This window comes from Burkholderia ambifaria AMMD (assembly GCF_000203915.1).
In the GTDB taxonomy this organism is placed as follows: domain Bacteria; phylum Pseudomonadota; class Gammaproteobacteria; order Burkholderiales; family Burkholderiaceae; genus Burkholderia; species Burkholderia ambifaria.
On record NC_008390.1, the window covers coordinates 2656389 to 2675723 of the forward strand.

Here is a 19335-nt window from a genome sequence, read left to right on the forward strand (position 1 = left end):
GGTAAATGATGATCGATGGCTTAGTAAGCGGGCGCCTCTACGGCGAAGCCCAGATCGGGACAGGACAGAATGGAAAGCGATTCGTGACATGCAAGGTGCGCGCGACTGCTGGCGATGGTGAAACGATGTTCGTCAATGTAATCGCGTTCAACGACGAAGTACAGACCGCGTTGCTCGCCCTCGGAGACACGGATAGCGTATCGCTCTCAGGCGCGCTCACGCCGAAGGTCTGGGCTGACAAGAATGGCGTCGTGAAGCCGGCGCTCGATATGGTTGCTCACGGGCTTTTGACGGCGTACCACGTGCAGCGCAAGCGGAAGGCAGTTCATCCACCAACGTCGGACGGGCACGCGGCGGCCGGCACGGACGATGATCTTTGAGGAGCACATGAACTTCTACAAGCTCAAGGAGGCCGCCACGGCAATCGCTGCGGTGCTCTACCCTGCAAACTCTGGCGAAGAGAGCGAAGGTCCACGGCAAGATGCGGAGCGCAGCTATCTCGCTGCGCTTCAGCACGCTGTCTGCGAAGACGAAATCGTCTATCGGGATCCGGGTAGCAAGCTGCCTATTCATCAAGACGGCATTGCGGCTTTCATGACCTCTCACTGGTGCGTCGTCAGCGTTGCAGATCTCAACGCATGGCTGCAGGCGAAAGGCATCGGCGTTCAGGTGCCATCCGTCTCGAGCGATTCCGACCACATGGATGAATCTGCCGACACGACCCAAGAGGCGGGCGTGGTAGAGCCCGACTGGCCGACGAGCGCTCAATTAGCGGATGCCCTCGGGCCCTATCTGGTTGATGGTCGCGACGGCGAATGGCTGAAGCGACGGTTAAATGATGCGGATCGATATGCCGATCTTCTGAAGTACAGGCGGAAAGAAGGAAGAAGGCCTGTCGCCAGATGGAACGCCGGCGGTGTGACCGTCTACCTGATCGCGTTGAAAGAGTTGACCTGGAAGGGCGCGAAAGCTGCGCTAGAGAAGCACTATCCAGATTCGCTGGGCGTGCTCGACGGTCTTGGGCAGCGTGAGGAGAAGGCGCCAGCCCAATGGTTTCCCACTACGCACGATTAACCGCCGCATTCGCTCATCCCCGCATTACATCCTGCGGTGACCATACGGTCACCGTACGGTCGCACTGGCTGACTACCGTAGCTAAAGTGCTCTCGACATCTCGCGCCCGCATCGCGCTGGCGCCCAGACCGAGAGGACTCTATGGCACGCACCCAACAGCTCACCGCCGCAGTTCAGGCAAAGCCCAATTTGACCATCGACGCAGAGACGATCAGCAATCTGCGCGAACTGCTCGATCAGCGTAAAAAACTCGATGATGCCGTCAACGCAGCTCCGGCGGAAATCAGCTCGCTCGAGGCCGAACTCTCGAGCCTTCGCCAACAAATGGGCGCTCTCGAAGCCGATGTCGTTTTCATCGATGAAACGCAGCTGCCCGCCAAGCAGAAGCAAATCAAGGCGCTGAACGAAGTTCTCGCGGAGAAGGAGCTCGCCGTCCGTCGTAAGAAGGTGCTCCTCGAAACACTTGAGGCCCGTGCGCCGGACCTCGACGAAAAAATCGAAATTGCAATTGGCTTCGTCCGAGTCGAGGCCGGTATCGCATCGCAGTCGCTGCGATCCGACATCGCCGAAGAACTGCGCGGCAAAGTCCATGAGCTGCAACAGATCTACGCGAAAGTTCGGGCACTGAACGGCCTTGTGCGGAACGATCGCACGGCGGATTTCCTGCTGAGTGCGCTTGTTCCCGATCTCGATCACTGCATGCGCGTCATCACGCAGACCGGGACATACGAGCAATCAACCAATCTGTTGGAAATCAGAACCGACGACACCGCGGCGGCCGAGGCGGAGATCTCCGAAGTAATGCGACCAATCACAGAAGTGTTGGCGCTCGCGCGGAATCATCGTCCGTATGTGCCGCTCGCTAAACGCCCGGCTCCGTATGTCCGCAAGGGGGCATGGGATGGCCCTGGAGGTCGCGTCGATCGCCCGGAGGAACCCGAGGAACCGCCGGTGCGTATGAAAACGATCGACGAGGCCCTCGCCGAGCCGTACGAAATCAAGGGCGATTCCAGCGGCTTCCGGACGTGGAAGCAAGCTCAAGAAATGAACATGACTGCGGCGATCACCGACGCGCAGCAGTCTGCCGAGCAGTAAGGATCAAGCAATGAACAGGGGAACTTCAAATTCGATCTCTGCGATAACCGGAGTGAGTATGCAGGCAACTTCCACGAGCTCGACATGAGCCGCTACGAGTAACGCGGGGGCGGTTAACCATGGCGAGCAAAATTTCGATCGCGATTACCGCGAATAACCAGGCATCCGGCCCGATCGGGAAGGTCCAGAACAGTCTGGCAAAGCTCCAGGCGCAAGCAAGTAAGGGTGGTCTCAGCAATATCGGGCGCTCGATTTCGCTCGGGTTCTCCTCGAACAGTGGCGCGATCTCCGAGATCGCGAGCTTTGTCGGCAAGGCTGGAATCATCGGTGGCGTGACAGCGCTGACGATGAAAATTGCACAGATGGAGTCGCAATGGGCGTCGTCGGTGCGCTCGATGAATAACCTCGGGATTCGAACTGGGTTGCCGACGACGACCGCCTACGGCGTGCAGTACGCCGGGCGCCTGGCTGGGTTGTCGCCCGAGCAGGCGAATTCAGGAATCGAGCAAGTTCGGCAGTCGTACAGTGACGCGCTCAACAACCGTAACCCGGAGGCGCTCAAGCGTTTCCAGGCGGCCGGCATCTCGACGAATCCGGCGCGTCTCGACTCCATCGAGACCGTGCTGACGAAGCTTGCGGCCTACTCGGAAACGCTGAGAAAGCAGGGCAAGTATGGAGGTGCGCAGAACTTCCTCAATGCTGCCGGAGCCGGGTCGCTGATCGATTTCCTGAATCGCGGGCCCAGGCAGGTTGCGGCAGATCTGCAGGCTGCGAAAGCCTACGTTCCGACGGAGCAGGATATTCAGCGCGCCCGCGAATATGCGGACGCATCGGCAAAGCTGAGCATCACCTATGACCGTCTGAAGACGACGGTTCTGAGCGACCTCGAACCTGCTCTCAATTCGGTCCTCAACGGAATTCAGTTTTTCTTCGATGCGTCGAGCGGCCGCGGTCGTCCGCAGGCGCAGCCGAACGGATCGGGTGGTACCGAACAGCGCATCTGGGACGGGTTCGAGCGCTTCGGGAATTCGCTCCGCGGCCGTGGGCCGTACACGATGTCCCAGCTGAACACGAAGACATCCGTCGGCAATGGTGCGCAGCTCGAGCAGGCGCGCTCGATAGTCGAGTGGTACATGAATCACGGAACCGACCGCGCATTTGCAATCGGCATGGCGGCGAATGCGTTCGGCGAAAGCCGCTTCAACGACCGCGAGACAAATGCAACTGGGCACGTCGGCTATTTTCAGTGGAGTCGCGACCGGCAGCGAATCTACGAGCAGACATTCGGGAGACCGCTCGCTCTGGCGCGGCCCGAAGAGCAGATGAGGTACTCGCTCTGGGAAATGCAAAACACTGAATCGAGAGCCGGAAAGGCTCTTATGTCGACAAAGGACGCCGGCACCGCGGCAGCACTCATTTCGTCTCTGTATGAACGCCACGGCAATCCTGCGGAAGACGCTCATCGTGCGTCAATCGCTCGCGGGCTTGACGCTGAACTGGGACCGGCGGTCGGGGAGCCGGGGAAGGTGCGCATCGAGATCGTGCACAAGAACCCGCCCGCCGGCACGAGCGCGAACGTGACTTCGTCTCCGAACGTTGAGACGGAGATGAAGACCGACCGACAACAAGCGCCGCTTGGCGACCAGTACGCATATTCGCCGGGCAACTTCTAAACACATGCTCGCCCCAGCCGGCGGTGGGTAAAAACACCGGCAACTGCTGACGTTCATGGAAGCGGGCACCCTTCCGGGCCTTTCGGCCGGCCAACCCCGCGGCGGGCGGCAGTACTTCACTTAACGTGCCCTGAGATTTGGAGGTTCAATGACGACGGGTGTTGGCAAACAGCTCAAAGATTTCGGCCCGGCGGCGGCCGCATCGGATTCCGACATCTTCTTCTCGGCGCAGTCCGGGGTTGAGAAGAAAATGACCGCTGTGCAGTTGGCGGCGTACATGCAGGCCAAGGTCATTCAGAACAAGAACGTCGAGACGTTCATTTCGGGGAACGGGGTGACCCCCGGGACGTTCCTTCCTGGTGGATCCTCGATCACCCTTGCGAACAATTACGGGTCGATCAACAACATTGATGTCTTCGCCGACGGGGCGCCGCAGCTCGACTGTGCGCTAACCGGGAATGTGCTCGGCTTTCCGAATGGAGGCATCCCGAACGTTTCGAAGATCACCGTCAAGGGCGCGCTGACGGTGCCTGTTGGTGCTATCGGCACCGGCGCAGTGGGTGATGCGCAGCTCGCAAACGGATCGCGCATCTTCTACATCAACAAGAACACGCAACTTACGCCGGACTACTACGAGTGCGTTGCGGATTGGAACGGTGTGACCGGGAGCGATAACACGCTGAATTTTCAGCGGCTCGTCAATGACATTGCTGCGATCGGGGGCGGCGAGATCGACCTCGGTAACAACGGCTTTTTCGCATTCAAGAATTTGATTGTCCCGGACGGAGTGCGCATCTACGGCCGAGGTCGATATAGGTCCGGCCTGGTCACGACGAACGTGTCCGGCAGCGGCACCGCGAATGGCGGCGTCATCCAGTTGGGCAATTCGTCGATGCTCCGAGGGCTTTCGCTAACGGCCGCGACACCTATGACCGGCGGCATCCTGGTACTCCTGCTCGGCAATCTGGCGGAGGTCAGCGATTACCAGATGACGAACTACTACACCGGCGTACAGGCCGGGAGCGCAGCACTGGAGGTGATCAATGCCCGCGTGGCGGAGGGCAACATGTTCTCCCCCTCGCTGGTATCGGGCGGCAATGCAATCATCGGCGCGAACTTCGGCAATCTCGTCGTAGAGGGTGTCGTCGGTAGCGGCCCAGCCAGTGGGCCGCAGCCGTATTCGGGCCTTCGATTGCTGAATGGCGACACTGCCTTCGTCAAGGCGGTCAACATGACCCGCCATGGCGCGGGCCTGCTGATGAATCCCTCCCCCGTCCAGAATTTGTATTCCTGCGTTTTCTCCGACAGCGATTTCGATAGTGCAGTCGGTCAATCGTCCGCGCAGATCGCTCCGCTTGGCGGGGCAGTCTGGGGTGCCAAGTTCAACAACGTCTGGTTCGGACTGTCGACTCAGGACGGGCTGCTGATCTCTGGCGCCGGCGGAGGCACCGTCGACGGCGTAGGGCTCTCGAACTGTGAATTTCCCGGTAATGGCGGATGCGGCCTGAATGTCTCGGGAGCCAACGTTTCCAACGTGATCGTCAACGGCGGATGGGCTGCAGGGAATTCCCAGGACGGCTACCGCTTCACGAATGGAACGTCGAAGTTCCAGTTGAACGGTGTTACGGGAGGTCCCTGCTCGGGTCGCGGCCCCAACGGTGGCTATGGATGCCAGGTCGTGACCGGTGCCAGTAACGCATACGCGATCGCCAATAGCCTTTTCGCTGGCAACTCCACCGGATCGCTGCTCGACAACGGAACAGGCAGTTCTAAGTCCGTCAACAACAACCTTCTTTCGTGACTCTCACCATGAAACGTCTCCTCATCGCGCTCATCGCTAGCGCAATCTCGATCGCGTCTGGCGCAGCGACGTACGTTCCAGTCACTCTGCTGAATCCGGCCGGATCGACGACAGGACAGGCCATCATTTCGAACGGCCCGTCGAGTGGGCCGGCCTGGTCCTCGATCGTCGATTCGGTCGTTGCAGGCTCCGGAGTCGCTGTCAGCGGCGCCACCGGCAACGTCACCGTATCGGTTGCGACGAATGGTATTGCGCTCGGCCAGATCGCGCAGCAGGCCGCGAACTCCGTGCTTGCAAATGCGACGAGCTCGATGGGCAACGTGACCGCATTCACGATGCCGAGCTGCAGCAGCTCTGTAAACGCGCTGCAATGGACGAGCGGAAGCGGATTTGCATGCAACTCGAGCATCAATGCGGCAAGCCTCGGTGGCACCGCGGCCGCATCCTATGCTCTGCTCGCCTCGCCGTCGCTCACCGGCACGCCGACGGCGCCGACTGCGACCACCGGCACAAATACGACGCAGCTCGCGACGACGGCGTTCGTCAACAACTCGATCACGGCTGCAACTGGACGCCTGCTGAATGTGCAGGTTTTCAGCACGAGCGGCACCTATACGCCGACTACGGGAACAACCCACGCACTGCTTCGAGTCCAGGCACCGGGCGGCGGATCGGGCGGCACATCGACCACGACGTCGTCGACCATCAGCATCAGTGCGCCCGGTTCTGCCGGCTCATTTGCGGAAGCTTGGTGGAGTGCGCCGGCATCTCAGACCGTAACCATCGGCTCCCCTGGAACAGGTGGTGCAGCCGCGGGTGCCGGTGGAACGGGCGGCACCACCAGCGTGGGATCGATCATTTCGTGTCCGGGCGGCATTGGTGGCAGCGCGGGTGCAGCCAGTACGCCACCGTTTGTGGTTGCGCCTGCAGCGTCGCCCTCTTCCTGCACGATTTCTGGGGCAACCGCGGTTCTCTCGATTGGGGGTGGGCGCGGGCAGTTTGCCCACGCACTGTCGACATCCGCCGCCGATGTGCCAACAGGCGGATCCGGATACCTCGGCTCGGCCAGCTATGGGACACCGCCCGGATACGGTTCAGGCGCGAGCGGAGCGTCTATCGGTATCAGCGCAACCGGAGCCACGGGCTTTACTGCAAGCCCTGGCATCGTGATTTTCTACGAGTACCAGTAGCGAAACGGATGAGTCGCCTGCTGGGCGATCGCCATATCTATATCGATGAGCTATCAACTTTTTCGCGTCGGCAAGGTCTGGCACTGCCGCTTCCAAATCAACGGCACACGCCAGCAACGTTCAACACGTGAAACCGATCGACAGCGCGCCGAGCAAGTTGCGGAGGCGGCTGTTCGCCAGGCAAAGCTTTGGACACGCGACAGCAAGGAGTTGCCGACCTTACGTGAGCTCGTACGCCAATGGCTCGTTGTCCACGAGTCGACAGCCAGTCGCGCACACGTCAAGGTCGTGGAGACGTTCGGGCGACTTCACCTCTACGATCTGGCCGACGTGCTGATCGACGAGCTGTCGACCGATCGCGTCGAGTTCGCGCGCGTGCGGCACCTTGAATCGCATGCGCCGGTATCGGCGAATCAGTGGCTCAAGGTGCTGCGCCTGCTCTGCAATTGGGCCGTACGGCGCGGCATCCTGGCGGCCGTCCCGTTCCGTGTCCGCGCGCTGAAGGTCCAGAAGAAGCCGCGGGCGATCCTGCCCGTCGCAATGGCCCGGGCATGGCTAGATGCCATCGACGCGGGCGAAGGCAATCGCGCCGGGGTCCGCACTGCAGTGCGCCTGATGCTCGGCCTGGGCCTGCGCGAATCGGAGACCATTACGGCACGATGGGAATGGCTCGACGTCGGGCGCCAGACCTACACGCCGGGTCGGACGAAGGGCCGCGAGGCTGATCCGATCCCCGTTCCGGCCTGGTTGATCGACTACCTGATGGCAGACTGGAAGGCGGCCGGCCCAATCCTGCAGAAAGCGAACGGTTGCCCGTATCCGGCTGGCTTCACGCGTTCGGCGATGTTGGCGGCCAACCGGGCAGTCGGTGCCCCCCACATCACCGCGCATCGACTACGCGGCACGTTCGCAACGTTGCTCTCTGAAGCCGGTGTCCCGGTGCAATCGATCCAACGAGCCCTTCGCCACAAGAACCTGACGACGACAGCGGCCTATCTCGAGGTCGACATGGGCACCGTGGCCGCCGGCCAGCAACGCATCGCAGAGAAGATCGGTCTCGGATTACACACGGAAACCAGTGGCGCGCCAGTGGCGAACTGTGACCCGCAACCCCAGCAATGACAAGGAATCGTGATCCCAAATGGTCATCGTGAATTCGTGCGCCGGTCGATCGGATCTCGCTCGCAAAACGGCCACCGGCGACACGGAATTCGGCCCTTCGGACGACCACGCCAGCCCTCGAAACCGCCCCGGGTCCTTCCACCCCCCTTCCGAACGGGCGGGCACTGCGCACCGCGGATTCCGACCAGCTACAAACTTCTGGAGTTGGTTGACAGAATCATCGATAGAGAAATTCTATTGCTTGACAAAATGGCCTTAAGCCCATGAAACGAAAGAAATTTCATTCGCACGTTGACCGGCGAAATTCTGTCAAGTTGGTTGACAGCAGGTTGACAAATTGACGGGCGAACGAGCTCGAGCATCCAATTTCGCGGCCGTTCCGGCCGCACCTTGCCAGAGGAAATCAATATGGCATTCATGAAGCAGTCGGAATTTGCGGACCTGTGCGGCGTGTCACGACAGGCCGTGCTCAACTGGAAGCGCGAGGGCAAGCTCGTGATGCAGGGCGCGCGCGTCGATGTCGATGCGTCCCTGGCTCGGCTCAGCCGGGTTCGGCGCGACGGCTCGCCCGTTCAGCTCGACGCGGGCAAGGAGGCAGTCGTCGACATCGAGATCCAGCCCGGCGAATCACTCGACCAGGCAGCAGAACGCCTTGCTGGCGAGATCGACGTCGACAGCACAAGTTTTGACGAAGCCAGGCGCATTAAGGAGGTCTATCTCGCCCTACTGCACCGCCTCGATTTCGAAAAGAAGTCTGGCGCCCTAGTGGAGCTCGACACGGCGAGCACAGTCCTGTTCGAGGAGTTCCGGGCTCAGCGCGATGCGTGGCTCAACTGGCCAGCGAAGGTCGGGCCACTGATTGCCTCCGAACTCGGCATCGAGGCCGACAAGATCACCTCGGTGCTGGTCGCCCATGTCCACAAGCAGATTGCACAACTGGGGGAGCCGGAGGTTCAGTTCAGCGAGGAACGCTGATCGTTTGACGCACTGCAGCAGTCCGCGTACACTTCGCGCCGCGGGGTGGAGCAGTCTGGCAGCTCGTCGGGCTCATAACCCGAAGGTCATAGGTTCAAATCCTATCCCCGCAACCAACATCGAAGCCCGCTCTGCGAAAGCAAGCGGGCTTTTTCTATGCATGCCAGACCACGAATTGAGCTCCACCGCCGTAGCGCGGTCAAATCGAAAATACCGTATCTCGTGAGAGACGCCTCATGAATACAGTCTTCTTACTGATGGCACAGTACGGGGCAACTGCTGTCGTTCCGGTCGAGCTTGTCTGCCGTGACTATTTCTCGCACCTGACGCCGGCGCAGCTGGTGATAAAGGTCAGTCTCGGCGAGATCGCGTTACCTCTCGTGCGCATCGAAGGGTCCAAGAAGTCCGCCAAGGGCGTCCACATTCAGGATCTCGCAAACTACATCGACGAGCGGCGTGCTGCAGCAATAAAGGAATGCGAGCAGCTGCGCTCGTAGCGCGCTGGCGTCCGATGTAGCGGCCGAATCACCCGACAAGGCCGCTGCCGTTTGCATGTGCCCCAGGCAGTTGGTGCAATACTGCTCGCGCAGCCTTGACGTCGACCGCATGACCGGCGGATCCCTCTCATGTATCAAGCAATTGCGGCCCACCGATCATGAACACTGTCTTCCTGCTGATGGCTCAGTACAACGCGACAGCGATCATACCGATCGACGTCGTGTGCCGAGACTACTTCGCGCCGATGACGGTCGCGACGCTTATCAGAAAGATCGGCTCCGGCGAAATTCCGCTTCCGCTCATTCGGATGGGAAAGTCCCAGAAGTGCGCCAAGGGCATCCACGTTCAGGATCTAGCGAACTACATTGATGAGCGCCGTGCGGCCGCATTGCAGGAATGCGCACAGCTGCGTGCCTGACCATGCTGATGCGTGTTGCCCATCCTATTGAGGGCAGCAGAGTCCAGCACGGCGACCCCGATCACACCCCGGTGCACCCGAATTGCCAGTAGCGCCAATGCCGAAGGCATCGACCCTGATGTGCGATCACTGTTGAGCGCACATGCAATCATGTCGAGCCGGACACAATCTGTTACGATTTCGAGAATTGAGAGGCGGCGCAATCAGGACGCCACCCCTGGCTCGCGCTACCTATATGATCTGGCAAATTCTTGCTCCATCGCAGGAGCTCACCGTGCCTCTGCCGACCTACTTCAACAAGGAGACCATGTACGGATTGGTCTCTCAAGTGCTGGACGAGGGGCACAACGCACGATGCAAAGTCATTTACCTTGATTTCGCCCCCTTGAAGTTCATCGACTCGGCCGGCGTCACGGTTCTTAGCAATCTCATCGAGTTCTTGAAGAAGATCGGAGCCAAGACCTATTTCAAAGGTCACAAGACTCTCCATACGCCCGTCCGATTCTTGGACGATTCCGGCTTCTTCCGTCAGTATTTAGGGTACGATCTCCAACAAGGGGCGGCCGTCCGCGCCACAACTCTCCCGCTGCAGTTGGTCGAATACTCCCGCAGCTATGGCTACATGGAAAATCGACTGGTGCCGTGGTTGGCGAATGCCCTTGAGACCGAGGAGCGGGCGCTTTCGACCGTTAAGGTCTGCTTTCAAGAAATTTTCAACAATATCAACGACCATTCGCAGGTCAACATCGGCTGCATCTTTGCACAGCACTATCCGAACAAGGACCTGATCCAAATCACGGTATCGGATTTCGGCGTCGGCATCCCTTACAGGGTGCAGCAGCTCGAGGGCAATCTGTCTGATCAGCAAGCTATCGCTCGAGCCTCGGAGCAGGGGTTTACCACCCAAACGACCGTTCGAAATCGAGGAGCCGGCCTTCACGTTTTGGTACAAAACGTCGCCGCCAGGAATGACGGGGCAGTGATGATCCACTCCCGCCGTGGTATCCTCACTTGTGTCAGGGGGAGGGATGGAGTGAAGCGAACGCCGCGTCCAGCAAAGGGGTTCTACCCTGGGACACTGATCCAGTTGGCGCTCCACACCAACACTTTTGTTTCTGACGAGATTGACGAGGAGTTCGAATGGTGATTCGCGCCCTTGATATAGTAAAGCAGTGCTACAGTAATGCAGATGGGCATAAGCTGTATGAGGCTATCTACGCGCCCATTAAGCGCGGCGAGGGAGTCGTTGTTTCATTTGATGGAGTCGACGCACTCCCTTCTTCATTTGTTAACTCAGCGTTCATCGCTCTGTTGGAGCAATTCCCGTTTCAGCGCATTCGGGAAACCCTTTCATTTGTAAACACCACCCCTCAGATTAATCAAATGATCCGAACTCGTTTTGCATTTGAAGCTACGCGGAAAGCAACTTGATTCGGCATTAGTTTCGGCGGAAGAAAACGCCCGCATCTGCGGGCGTTTTCATACCTACAAGACTATGATAGATTTTTCTTAAGCCAATCCCCGCAGACTTCGCTCATTCCGTACCATGCTCCCGTCGGTCGCCCCGGCGTTAGCACGAGCAACCGATCATTCTTGCCGATGTAATTTAGGAGGCGATCTCGGACTTGCGCTTCCGTTAGTGTGGTCGTGACAAGCCATGTCGAATCGAGGCAATGCCACCAGCCCCCCAGTCCCTTAATCGCATCCTCGAGCTGCGCGTAATCGATACCGTCCTTGCCAACCAGATCGTAACCGATAAGAATCGTTGTCATTTCGCTGATCTCCTAGCAATTTATTTTCCCGACAACCCAGATGAAGTTGGGCGATTAACTCTCTCGCAAACCGCGGAGTGAAGCAAGCATTGGATAAGTCCATACGATGGCTTCGCGCCTCAATGGAGGCGTCACATTCGATAAGCCTTCTGATGCCTGGAGGTCGTTGATCGCATCCAAGCCTTACGAGGCGGATGAGCCGGTGGCGACGACCACGGGTCGATGACTGCAATGAACCCATCGACCTGCTTGCGTGGATGCGAAGTTTACGTTCTATTAACGGCTCACCAAACTACGGGGAAATGCAATGAAGACACCGATGCAAGTGATGGCTGAGTGGTTCGAGGCACTGCCGGAAGAAGTACAGACGCATGCAGGATTTTTGATGTATGTGGGAATCGCCGATCTCATCGGCGACAAAGAGTATCAACTCGGGAATGCCCCTGACAAAGCGTTTCTCGCATGGCTGAAGAACTCACCTAGCGGAAACCTTGGGGCGCTCACCAAGACGTTGCTCGCGCGCGAACATATCCGATTTACGATGATCGACGGGGTATGCACGCAAAAGAACTGGGACGAGGCACTTGCCAGCAATCAATGGCTACTCGACCACTTTGAAGACCACCCCGACGCAGAGCGGATGAAAGAGACACCGCGGCAAATGATTGCGGACATTCCGAGGCGTTCCGCAGTGTTCATCAAAGCCGGAGACGAGTGGCGCACAAATGTCGCCAGTTACGTTTCAGACGAAGCAATCAGAAAATGGCATGAAGCCGCACTGCACAAGTCGATAAGCGAGAACAAGACATCAACGATTACCGTTAGCGGAACGCCGATTTACGCGGCCAATAGCCACGCCTGACCGGCTTGTTCACCGGGTGGGTTGTTTTGTAGGTAGTCTCACTTAACAACCCAGAAATGCACACCATCATTATGTCTAAGGCTGGCGCTCCCTCATTTGCCGCACAATGCCGGCGCCGACGCTCGATCGCGTACTTCCGCATCCAATTCCTTCTGCGCCTGGCACGCGGACGACGACAAGATGAGCGGTCGTGAATCTGGTCATGTAGGCGTAGGATTATCGCTCGTACGAACCCTCGCGAGCCTGCATCGATATGGCCGATACCCAAGAGCATCAAGAGTGGCTGCCGCTAGAGGAAGCCGCACGTAAGATGAAGCGAGCACCGAACCCCATCCGCATAAAGATCAGGGACGGTCGGCTCATTCGCAACGTCCATTTCCGCGTTCCCGAGCAAGGTGATATTGAGATCGACATCCGGGCCTACGTTGAGTTGCTAGCCCTCGAGAACACCGACCGCAGACTACCGCTGGTCGAGCGCATTGGCAGAGGTGAGGACCGTGAGCGTGCAGCGATGAATCAGCTTGCATCGACGCGATCGCCCACTGTTCCTGCCAAGCAAAGCAAGGAAGTTCAAAAGCTCATTCCTCTTCGTGTATGGGCTGAGATGGTGTTTGGGGAATACGCCCCGGGCATAGCAACGCTTCGCGCATGGTGCAAAAGTGGAAAGATCCGGCCGGCGCCGAGAAAAGTCGGCGCGACCTACTTCTGCAGCCCGACGGCGCGCTATTACGACTATGAAGCCGAGCGGCTCGATCTGATCTATGGGGATTCGTTCTAGCCAATCCGCATTGCGGCCGCTCGCCCATTAGCCGCTTCCCCCTCCTCGCCTCGATCATCCGGGGGTTGTTTTGGGGGTCTTTTTGCGTGAGATACCGATCGATCCCAGCATGATCATATAGACATGAATTCTGTCGGGGGACCAGCCAAGCCCCAAACCTCCCCCAAGATTCCCAAGAAACTCCCCGCTCAAGCCCGTCTGGCGGCGCTCTAGCTCCTATCGTTACCCAAGGTTGCTCAGTGACAGCCAGAGAAAGTGTTGGTATTTTTGTTGGTATCAGAAGATACCAACAACACAGATACCAACAATGCCTCTCACTGACATACAGGTGCGCAACGCGAAGGCCAGCGCGGCACCATACAAACTGACGGACGGCAACGGGATGTTCTTGCTCGTCCAACCGAACGGCGCGAAGTACTGGCGCTTGTCCTACCGCTTCCTTGGCAAGCAGAAGACGCTCGCCCTCGGCGTCTATCCGGCCGTCACGCTTGCGACGGCACGGAAGAAGCGCGACGAGGCCCGCGAGCAGATCGCGGCCGGCATCGATCCGGGCGAGGCGAAGAAGGATGCGAAACGGGCCGCCGAAATCGCGGCGGCCAACTCGTTCGAAGCGGTAGCGCGCGAGTGGTTCGACTCTCAGCGCCCGGGCTGGAGCGACGGCTACGCAGAGAAGGTGCTGAATTCGCTTGAGGTCGACGTGTTCCCCAAGATCGGTGCTCGCCCGATGGCGGAGATCGACTCGCCGCAGATGCTCAGCATCGTTCGCGAAGTCGAGGCGCGTGGGGTGCGGGAGACAGCGAAGCGGATTCTCCAGCGCTCACGCGCGGTCTTCCAGTACGGGATCATGACCGGCCGATGCTCCAGGAATCCGGCAGCCGACATCGATGCGCAGACGGTCCTGAAGAAGGGTCCCGGCGTGCAGCACATGGCCCGCGTCAAGGCGACGGAGATTCCGCAGCTCATGCGCGACATTGACGCCTACCAAGGGGACCTAGTTACCCGGCTCGCGCTCCGCCTGATGGCACTGACCTTCGTGCGGACAACGGAAATGATCCGTGCAGAGTGGTCGGAGTTTGATGAGGCCGCAGCAGAATGGCGCGTTCCGCCTGAACGCATGAAGATGCGCGACCCACACATCGTGCCGCTATCGCGGCAGGCACTCGACGTACTCGCCCAGCTCCGCGCGCTCAACGGCCAGCATCGCTTCGTGTTCTACAGCGTGCAAGGCCGAAGCCACATTTCGAACAACACCATGCTCTATACGCTCTATCATATGGGCTACAAGTCGCGAATGACGGGGCACGGCTTTCGCGGACCGACAGCTACGGCTCTGCGTGAACTCGGCTTCGGCCGGGACGTTGTGGAGCGCCAGATGGCACACGCCGAACGCAATCAAGTAACGGCCGCCTACGTCCACGCCGAGTATCTGCCGGAGCGCAGGCGAATGATGCAGGTGTGGGGCGATCACCTCGACCGTCTCAAGGCAGGGGCGGACGTCATCCCCACTGTGTCAGTCCGATAGCGGTCCCGTGTCGCCCGCGCTCTTACCCGCTAAGAACGGGATTGGGCGCTTTTTCAGTTGCCAAGGCGAGCGTCGCAGAACGCTTCGGTCGCGAGCAAATAAGCAACCGCGTCCCGGACCGGATCAATTTTCACTTGCGTAAGCGCACGCTCGATCTCCACTCGATTTGTCTCGAACATCTCACGCGCGAAACTCGGTACCGCAGGCGACTTCAGAAAATGCTGGATCTCGGCAATGTTCGGTGTCGCGCCCTCTATTGGGCCGGCGGAACTGAGACGCGCTGCGAGAAAAGCGCTGAAATCTTTCGCAAATTCAAGACAAAATTGGGCCGCGTCGACGGTCGGGGCTGAAATCTCAATCAGATCACCGCCAGGACCAAACCGGTGAATGTCATTTGGTACGAAGTAGCGCCCGTCCGCCCATGCGCTTATGACCGGATGGCCATCATGGGTAGCGGCATTCCTGCTGAGCCAAATAAACTTTCCGTGACGAAGGCCTTCGATGTCGCTCCACGTGATCTTCGGTTTCAGGAATGTTGAGCCAGCATCTTTGAGAGTTTGGACGGTGTTGCTGAACGCAGAGAATGCGTAAACGATCCTGCCTTCCGTTTGTTCGTCTCCCTGCTGCCCAGTGCGAAATCGAAGCATTGATTGATCGCAGCATTCCACGACTGAGCGCAAGCAGAAGTCGAACTCTTTTACCTTCGACTTGAAGAAGCTAGCGACCCAGCGGCGATGCTGATCTTGCGTAAGACTCATTTTTGAAGAAAGCCCGTTTCGTACAAAACGCGATTGTACGGCCGCTACACAGCTCGACTGAGTCTTGCCGACAGCAAAGGTTGAACCGTTGTGGCACACGTGTCGTCATCGGGAAGAGTGGCAATCCACCATGCCTCCTTGCATGCTTATGCCCCCCTTGCCTCGCGCCTCCCACCGATTTTTCAGACTCAGCACCGCACTACCGGTCCCCTGCATTTCGGTATGGATATGCCCCCCCTTAAGTGGGCCGGGAGTAGGAAAAACACGCGGGTGTGAACCCCCGCGTCTTGGCCCTAGACGCAGGGTCCCCCGCTTTCTGGCCGCCCTGACACTAGCGGCCGGCGCAACAATGCCCGATCGGTGCGCATAGCGGACACCCCGTCCCAAACACGCCTCTGATGCCCGTCAAATCCGGGAGAGCCGCGCCCCGTCTAGCTAAAACGAGTTGGACATTTGGAGATAAACGTCTGAATCGGCCGAAAAGCCTTGTGGGGTAAGGCTTCGCGTGTCTCCAAACGATTTGGAGAACGCTGGATATACTGGAGACAAATCGGGCTGGATTGTTACGGTTACGGCAAGATTCACGGCAATCGCCGGCCCGGTTCCATCTGGCGCGTATCGCTCAAAGTAACTTTGACGCGCGGGCCAAAAATGCCACGCAAAGGAATGCCCGCCACCGCCCTACCGGACGGCGGCGGCGTCTTTCACAGTCATGCGTGAAGATGGACGGCAGCACGCGGTAGACCATGAACTTGCCGTGACCGGGGATGTATTCCTGGCGGTACGGATAGCCGTCGCTACGCGGCATCAGCACGCCCAGCTTCATCAGTGCCTTGGCGACGATCTTCATCCACACGAAAACGGTTGTCACCGTGTGCGGCGAGGAAATGCTGTACCTGCCGCACGGCTTCCGCCTTGTCCGAGTTGCCGGTGCCACCGCGCAGTTCGAGCCAGCCTTCGAAGCAGCGACGCGCAGCCTCGACCGCTTCGCCCTGCGTCCAGCCGGTCAGTCCGTTCGCTGTCGCCAGCTCGCCAGCCACCGCAACGAGGCAGAACCGCTTAGCGACGCGCGCGACCTGCGAATGCGAGCCGTCCGGCACCCATTGCCGCTCCAACTCGCCTTCATAGAAAGCCGCATCCGCTTGTTTCTTTGCATCACGCGCCGTTGCGCGCGCGTCCGTTACGTCCATGCGCTTCGTCATCACACGTACTCCGTCACTTCATTCGCAAAGTCGACTACGCGATAGTTCAGCGGATCAGCAAGATAGCGATGGATTTCGCGATTGCTCCGGACGGTGCGGCGCTGAGTAAGGCGAATCGATGGCGGAAACCGCCCCTCACGCTCGCGCTGACGGACAGTTTCACGGGACAACTGGATGGACGAACGAAGACTTTCCCAGCGAGAAAGACCGTCAAGCAGCAGTGCGGTCGGGCTAGGCAGTGTGGCGGTGTTCTTTACGGGCATATGTACTCCCTAAGCATGCCTACGTCACCATTGACATAGACGGGAGCAACTATCGCCGCGCGATCAGCACGTTTTAAAGTTGAATGTCCCGATTGCAGGAATGTCCTGCAATTTCACGCCGAAATGTCCGCAGTTGTATCGCCGTCGGGAAGTTGTTCAATCAAGCGCCGCACGTGACGCTCAGAGATTTTCAACTTTGTCGCGATAGCTCTTCGCTCGTCGATTCCAACCCGGACTCCTCGATTGCGATAGCGCTCAACTTCCGCCTTCACCAAGGTAAGCGTTGCAGCGCCCTTTGCGACAGTGGCGTCCCTGCCAACAGAGCCATCTCGCTTGCGCTTCTCACGGCGCAGCGCTTCTGCCTTCAGTGCCTCTGTTACGTTCTTCGACCGCCGATGCAAAAGTTCGAGCGCAGCATTAAAGGCATGAGTGATGCCGCAATAGGCGAAAGCGTAGATCCGTCGCTCACGCTGGATGCTGCTGACATCAGCGGAAACAGCAAACTCAATCGCACGCTCCATATCGGGCCACAACTTTCGAATCTGCGCAGCGACGGCCTTATCCGGCTTCGGCAGGTCGGATAAGTCGCCGCCGGCGCGCGCTCGCCGCCTAGCGTCCGCCACTCCGCGCAAATACAAGGCATACATCCATTCCGCCCAGTCGTACTTCCCGCCGCCGAGGCCTGCAATGCGCCTCACATTCTGTACCAGCGGATACGGCAATGAATCGCTCAGCGCAAGCCGTCGCGCCCGAATCAAATCGAGGCGCTCCATCTGAAAATGATCGCGCTCCCACCGCTCATACTCCGCCTTGATTAGCTGAAAAGTGGCAGCCTCTACCGCAGGACCAACGCTGTCAGCCGGATCAAGATGCAGAAAATGGTCGGAGACTTGATTGATTTTCGCTGACGGGCCGCGATCGACAAACACGGCTAGTTCGTCCGCTGATACCCGCTCTTCGTCGGAATCTATTTCCTCATGTCCGAGGTTGCGTGACTTTCTCATGTCCACCCTTCGTGTGGACCTTCACGAAAAACGCCGAGCCAGCCGATGAAGGTGTCCGGTTTTTTCGGGTGGCCGACCTAGGCTCGACTTCCGCTATTTTCTCACGGGTCGCAACGCCAACTCTCTTGGCCGCCGAATTCGAAACGTGCCCCCGTTACCCGACTATCGAGTCGGTTCGCACAAGCTTGAAGTCGGCCGACAGCGACATATCCGGCGCGAAATTGATAATCTCGACCTTGCAGCCGGCGAAGGCATCCGGGCCATGATCCCGTAAAAACAAAGTGGGATGGCAGTGTTCATGCGGATCGAGATTGGTATCAATGAGGGGGAAACTGATCCTAAGCGGAACCATATTCGTGCTACCGACCGTTGCCTCACCTAAGACCACCAACTGACCAAAGGTAGACGGGTCCGAACTCATTTTCCCCGTCGGCAATCGACGCTGGCCACTAAGAAGCCGAAAGTAGTTTTCGGTCTCCAGCTTGCAGCTTGCTTGACTTCCATCCGCCAGTTGGAACTCCGTATTGGATATGAGGCACAAGACTGCCAAGGATATGCGATCGGTCTGTGCGTCCCACGATGCCTCGTCGAAGCTGACTCTCTGCACACGCAGGACATCCTTTAGATCCTTGTGAAAATCGTTTACATGGAACGCCGCCCTCGAATGGATGAAGCCGGTAACGAACCGAAGGGCTTCGAACAGTTCGACACCGCCCTTATTGTTCCTTAGGCTGCATGTTCCAGTTTTCTTGTCGATCGAAAAATTGGCTTCAATCTTCTTAATGAGCGTTGTACGGCTCATCTTATGCTCGTCCTTCAAGTGGCGCTCGTCCGCAAGACGGGTTTGAGAAAGAAATAGCCGATAAAGGTACGCTGGGAAAGGCGCTCCAAGATCTAGCGGACGATTCTCAGACACGTATTCTCGAAAGTACTGGATCGAGTCAACGAACGACGTGATGGACTGCTGCGCAAGGCCACGGTCCCGAGCATCGGAGTGTGCAACGAAGTTCGCCACCTCAAAGAAAACGGTCTCTCTCCCTGCGTATGGACGAAGCTTCATGAGCAGATTGTCGACATCATTCGCATCAAATCGACCGGCTTGAATGCGTTCAATGATTTGATTCAGCTTGGCAAGGTCCTTGAGCGGCAGCGGCATGTGGTTCCCCGATGAAGTGCGCAAACTGCAGCGCGATGGCCGGATTGTCATAACGGATGGCGTGCTAGCTGGTTCCGTTTTGGCGCGGCTGCTATCGCATGAATTGTGGCATCTGACGATCCGCCGCTCTACATCGGGACCAAAAAACCATCTGTGCCCGGTCGACCCGGCA

General features: G+C 58.6%; 20 protein-coding genes, 1 tRNA gene and 1 pseudogene. 16 read left to right on the top strand and 6 right to left on the bottom strand.

Annotated elements, in window-relative coordinates:
- Positions 1-8 precede the first annotated feature (8 nt).
- The 13 genes from BAMB_RS12180 (at position 9) to BAMB_RS33745 (ending at position 11277) form a co-directional block, all read left to right on the top strand.
- Positions 9-380 carry a single-stranded DNA-binding protein gene (locus tag BAMB_RS12180; RefSeq protein ID WP_041491387.1) on the top strand — a complete coding sequence of 124 codons (372 nt, stop codon included), beginning with the start codon at positions 9-11 and terminating at the stop codon, positions 378-380.
- Positions 381-387: 7 nt separating this feature from the next.
- On the top strand, positions 388-1074 hold the full coding sequence (locus BAMB_RS12185; protein WP_041491232.1) for a hypothetical protein: 687 nt from the start codon (positions 388-390) through the stop codon (positions 1072-1074).
- Positions 1075-1215: 141 nt separating this feature from the next.
- Positions 1216-2169, top strand: a complete 954-nt coding sequence (locus tag BAMB_RS12190; RefSeq protein ID WP_011657587.1) for a hypothetical protein — start codon at positions 1216-1218, stop codon at positions 2167-2169.
- A 119-nt stretch (positions 2170-2288) separates the two neighbouring features.
- Positions 2289-3842 (top strand): phage tail tip lysozyme, encoded by a 1554-nt coding sequence (locus BAMB_RS12195; RefSeq protein WP_011657588.1) that lies wholly within the window; start codon positions 2289-2291, stop codon positions 3840-3842.
- Between the two features lie 148 nt (positions 3843-3990).
- Positions 3991-5643 carry a hypothetical protein gene (locus tag BAMB_RS12200; protein ID WP_011657589.1) on the top strand — a complete coding sequence of 551 codons (1653 nt, stop codon included), beginning with the start codon at positions 3991-3993 and terminating at the stop codon, positions 5641-5643.
- An 8-nt stretch (positions 5644-5651) separates the two neighbouring features.
- Positions 5652-6833: a hypothetical protein gene (locus tag BAMB_RS35320; RefSeq protein ID WP_127456315.1), complete on the top strand. Its 1182-nt coding sequence runs from the start codon at positions 5652-5654 to the stop codon at positions 6831-6833.
- 45 nt (positions 6834-6878) lie between these two features.
- The gene (locus tag BAMB_RS12210) at positions 6879-7955 is read left to right on the top strand and encodes a tyrosine-type recombinase/integrase (protein WP_011657591.1); all 1077 of its coding nucleotides are present in this window, start codon (positions 6879-6881) and stop codon (positions 7953-7955) included.
- Between the two features lie 408 nt (positions 7956-8363).
- Positions 8364-8930, top strand: a complete 567-nt coding sequence (locus tag BAMB_RS12215) for a hypothetical protein (protein ID WP_011657592.1) — start codon at positions 8364-8366, stop codon at positions 8928-8930.
- Positions 8931-8969: 39 nt separating this feature from the next.
- A tRNA-Met gene (locus BAMB_RS12220) sits at positions 8970-9046 on the top strand.
- Positions 9047-9166: 120 nt separating this feature from the next.
- On the top strand, positions 9167-9427 hold the full coding sequence (locus tag BAMB_RS12225; RefSeq protein ID WP_011657593.1) for a pyocin activator PrtN family protein: 261 nt from the start codon (positions 9167-9169) through the stop codon (positions 9425-9427).
- Between the two features lie 158 nt (positions 9428-9585).
- Positions 9586-9846, top strand: coding sequence for a pyocin activator PrtN family protein (locus BAMB_RS12230; protein ID WP_011657594.1), 261 nt, complete (start codon positions 9586-9588; stop codon positions 9844-9846).
- A 274-nt stretch (positions 9847-10120) separates the two neighbouring features.
- The gene (locus tag BAMB_RS12235) at positions 10121-10993 is read left to right on the top strand and encodes an STAS domain-containing protein (RefSeq protein ID WP_158380531.1); all 873 of its coding nucleotides are present in this window, start codon (positions 10121-10123) and stop codon (positions 10991-10993) included.
- Positions 10987-11277, top strand: coding sequence for an STAS-like domain-containing protein (locus BAMB_RS33745; RefSeq protein WP_081085431.1), 291 nt, complete (start codon positions 10987-10989; stop codon positions 11275-11277). The genes BAMB_RS12235 and BAMB_RS33745 overlap by 7 nt, the downstream gene beginning before the upstream one ends.
- 62 nt (positions 11278-11339) lie before the next feature.
- Here BAMB_RS33745 and BAMB_RS33750 read toward each other — a convergent pair whose 3' ends face one another.
- Positions 11340-11618, bottom strand: coding sequence for a hypothetical protein (locus tag BAMB_RS33750; RefSeq protein WP_082089617.1), 279 nt, complete (start codon positions 11616-11618; stop codon positions 11340-11342).
- 307 nt (positions 11619-11925) lie between these two features.
- Between BAMB_RS33750 and BAMB_RS12240 the strand changes: the two genes are divergently transcribed.
- The 3 genes from BAMB_RS12240 to BAMB_RS12250 all read left to right on the top strand — a co-directional run bounded on the left by BAMB_RS12240 (position 11926) and on the right by BAMB_RS12250 (position 14780).
- A complete protein-coding gene (locus BAMB_RS12240; RefSeq protein WP_011657596.1) occupies positions 11926-12480 on the top strand; it encodes a hypothetical protein in 555 nt (184 codons plus the stop codon).
- Between the two features lie 253 nt (positions 12481-12733).
- On the top strand, positions 12734-13258 hold the full coding sequence (locus tag BAMB_RS12245) for an excisionase (protein WP_011657597.1): 525 nt from the start codon (positions 12734-12736) through the stop codon (positions 13256-13258).
- A 307-nt stretch (positions 13259-13565) separates the two neighbouring features.
- Positions 13566-14780 (top strand): tyrosine-type recombinase/integrase, encoded by a 1215-nt coding sequence (locus BAMB_RS12250; RefSeq protein ID WP_011657598.1) that lies wholly within the window; start codon positions 13566-13568, stop codon positions 14778-14780.
- A 53-nt stretch (positions 14781-14833) separates the two neighbouring features.
- Here the strand turns inward: BAMB_RS12250 and BAMB_RS12255 are convergent, their stop codons facing one another.
- The 5 genes and pseudogenes from BAMB_RS12255 to BAMB_RS12270 form a co-directional block, all read right to left on the bottom strand.
- Positions 14834-15637, bottom strand: a complete 804-nt coding sequence (locus tag BAMB_RS12255) for a hypothetical protein (RefSeq protein WP_011657599.1) — start codon at positions 15635-15637, stop codon at positions 14834-14836.
- Between the two features lie 616 nt (positions 15638-16253).
- Positions 16254-16656 (bottom strand): annotated as a pseudogene (locus BAMB_RS35010) (DUF927 domain-containing protein); the annotation flags it as partial.
- 83 nt (positions 16657-16739) lie between these two features.
- Positions 16740-17003 (bottom strand): helix-turn-helix transcriptional regulator, encoded by a 264-nt coding sequence (locus tag BAMB_RS33760; RefSeq protein ID WP_011657601.1) that lies wholly within the window; start codon positions 17001-17003, stop codon positions 16740-16742.
- A gap of 113 nt (positions 17004-17116) precedes the next feature.
- On the bottom strand, positions 17117-18007 hold the full coding sequence (locus tag BAMB_RS12265; RefSeq protein WP_041491236.1) for a hypothetical protein: 891 nt from the start codon (positions 18005-18007) through the stop codon (positions 17117-17119).
- 154 nt (positions 18008-18161) lie between these two features.
- Complete coding sequence (locus BAMB_RS12270; RefSeq protein WP_041491237.1) at positions 18162-19163, bottom strand: hypothetical protein; 1002 nt, start codon at positions 19161-19163, stop codon at positions 18162-18164.
- Positions 19164-19335: the final 172 nt, after the last annotated feature.

Excerpts from the sequence above, each read along its gene's own strand:
- BAMB_RS12245 (WP_011657597.1), top strand. The coding sequence starts at position 12,734 with ATGGCCGATACCCAAGAGCATCAAGAGTGGCTGCCGCTAGAGGAAGCC.
- BAMB_RS35320 (WP_127456315.1), top strand. The coding sequence starts at position 5,652 with ATGAAACGTCTCCTCATCGCGCTCATCGCTAGCGCAATCTCGATCGCG.
- BAMB_RS12265 (WP_041491236.1), bottom strand. The coding sequence starts at position 18,007 with ATGAGAAAGTCACGCAACCTCGGACATGAGGAAATAGATTCCGACGAA.
- BAMB_RS12180 (WP_041491387.1), top strand. The coding sequence starts at position 9 with ATGATCGATGGCTTAGTAAGCGGGCGCCTCTACGGCGAAGCCCAGATC.
- BAMB_RS33750 (WP_082089617.1), bottom strand. The coding sequence starts at position 11,618 with ATGACAACGATTCTTATCGGTTACGATCTGGTTGGCAAGGACGGTATC.
- BAMB_RS12195 (WP_011657588.1), top strand. The coding sequence starts at position 2,289 with ATGGCGAGCAAAATTTCGATCGCGATTACCGCGAATAACCAGGCATCC.
- BAMB_RS12210 (WP_011657591.1), top strand. The coding sequence starts at position 6,879 with ATGAGCTATCAACTTTTTCGCGTCGGCAAGGTCTGGCACTGCCGCTTC.
- BAMB_RS33760 (WP_011657601.1), bottom strand. The coding sequence starts at position 17,003 with ATGCCCGTAAAGAACACCGCCACACTGCCTAGCCCGACCGCACTGCTG.
- BAMB_RS12230 (WP_011657594.1), top strand. The coding sequence starts at position 9,586 with ATGAACACTGTCTTCCTGCTGATGGCTCAGTACAACGCGACAGCGATC.
- BAMB_RS12225 (WP_011657593.1), top strand. The coding sequence starts at position 9,167 with ATGAATACAGTCTTCTTACTGATGGCACAGTACGGGGCAACTGCTGTC.
- BAMB_RS12240 (WP_011657596.1), top strand. The coding sequence starts at position 11,926 with ATGAAGACACCGATGCAAGTGATGGCTGAGTGGTTCGAGGCACTGCCG.
- BAMB_RS33745 (WP_081085431.1), top strand. The coding sequence starts at position 10,987 with ATGGTGATTCGCGCCCTTGATATAGTAAAGCAGTGCTACAGTAATGCA.
- BAMB_RS12185 (WP_041491232.1), top strand. The coding sequence starts at position 388 with ATGAACTTCTACAAGCTCAAGGAGGCCGCCACGGCAATCGCTGCGGTG.
- BAMB_RS12270 (WP_041491237.1), bottom strand. The coding sequence starts at position 19,163 with ATGCCGCTGCCGCTCAAGGACCTTGCCAAGCTGAATCAAATCATTGAA.
- BAMB_RS12250 (WP_011657598.1), top strand. The coding sequence starts at position 13,566 with ATGCCTCTCACTGACATACAGGTGCGCAACGCGAAGGCCAGCGCGGCA.
- BAMB_RS12215 (WP_011657592.1), top strand. The coding sequence starts at position 8,364 with ATGGCATTCATGAAGCAGTCGGAATTTGCGGACCTGTGCGGCGTGTCA.
- BAMB_RS12200 (WP_011657589.1), top strand. The coding sequence starts at position 3,991 with ATGACGACGGGTGTTGGCAAACAGCTCAAAGATTTCGGCCCGGCGGCG.
- BAMB_RS12190 (WP_011657587.1), top strand. The coding sequence starts at position 1,216 with ATGGCACGCACCCAACAGCTCACCGCCGCAGTTCAGGCAAAGCCCAAT.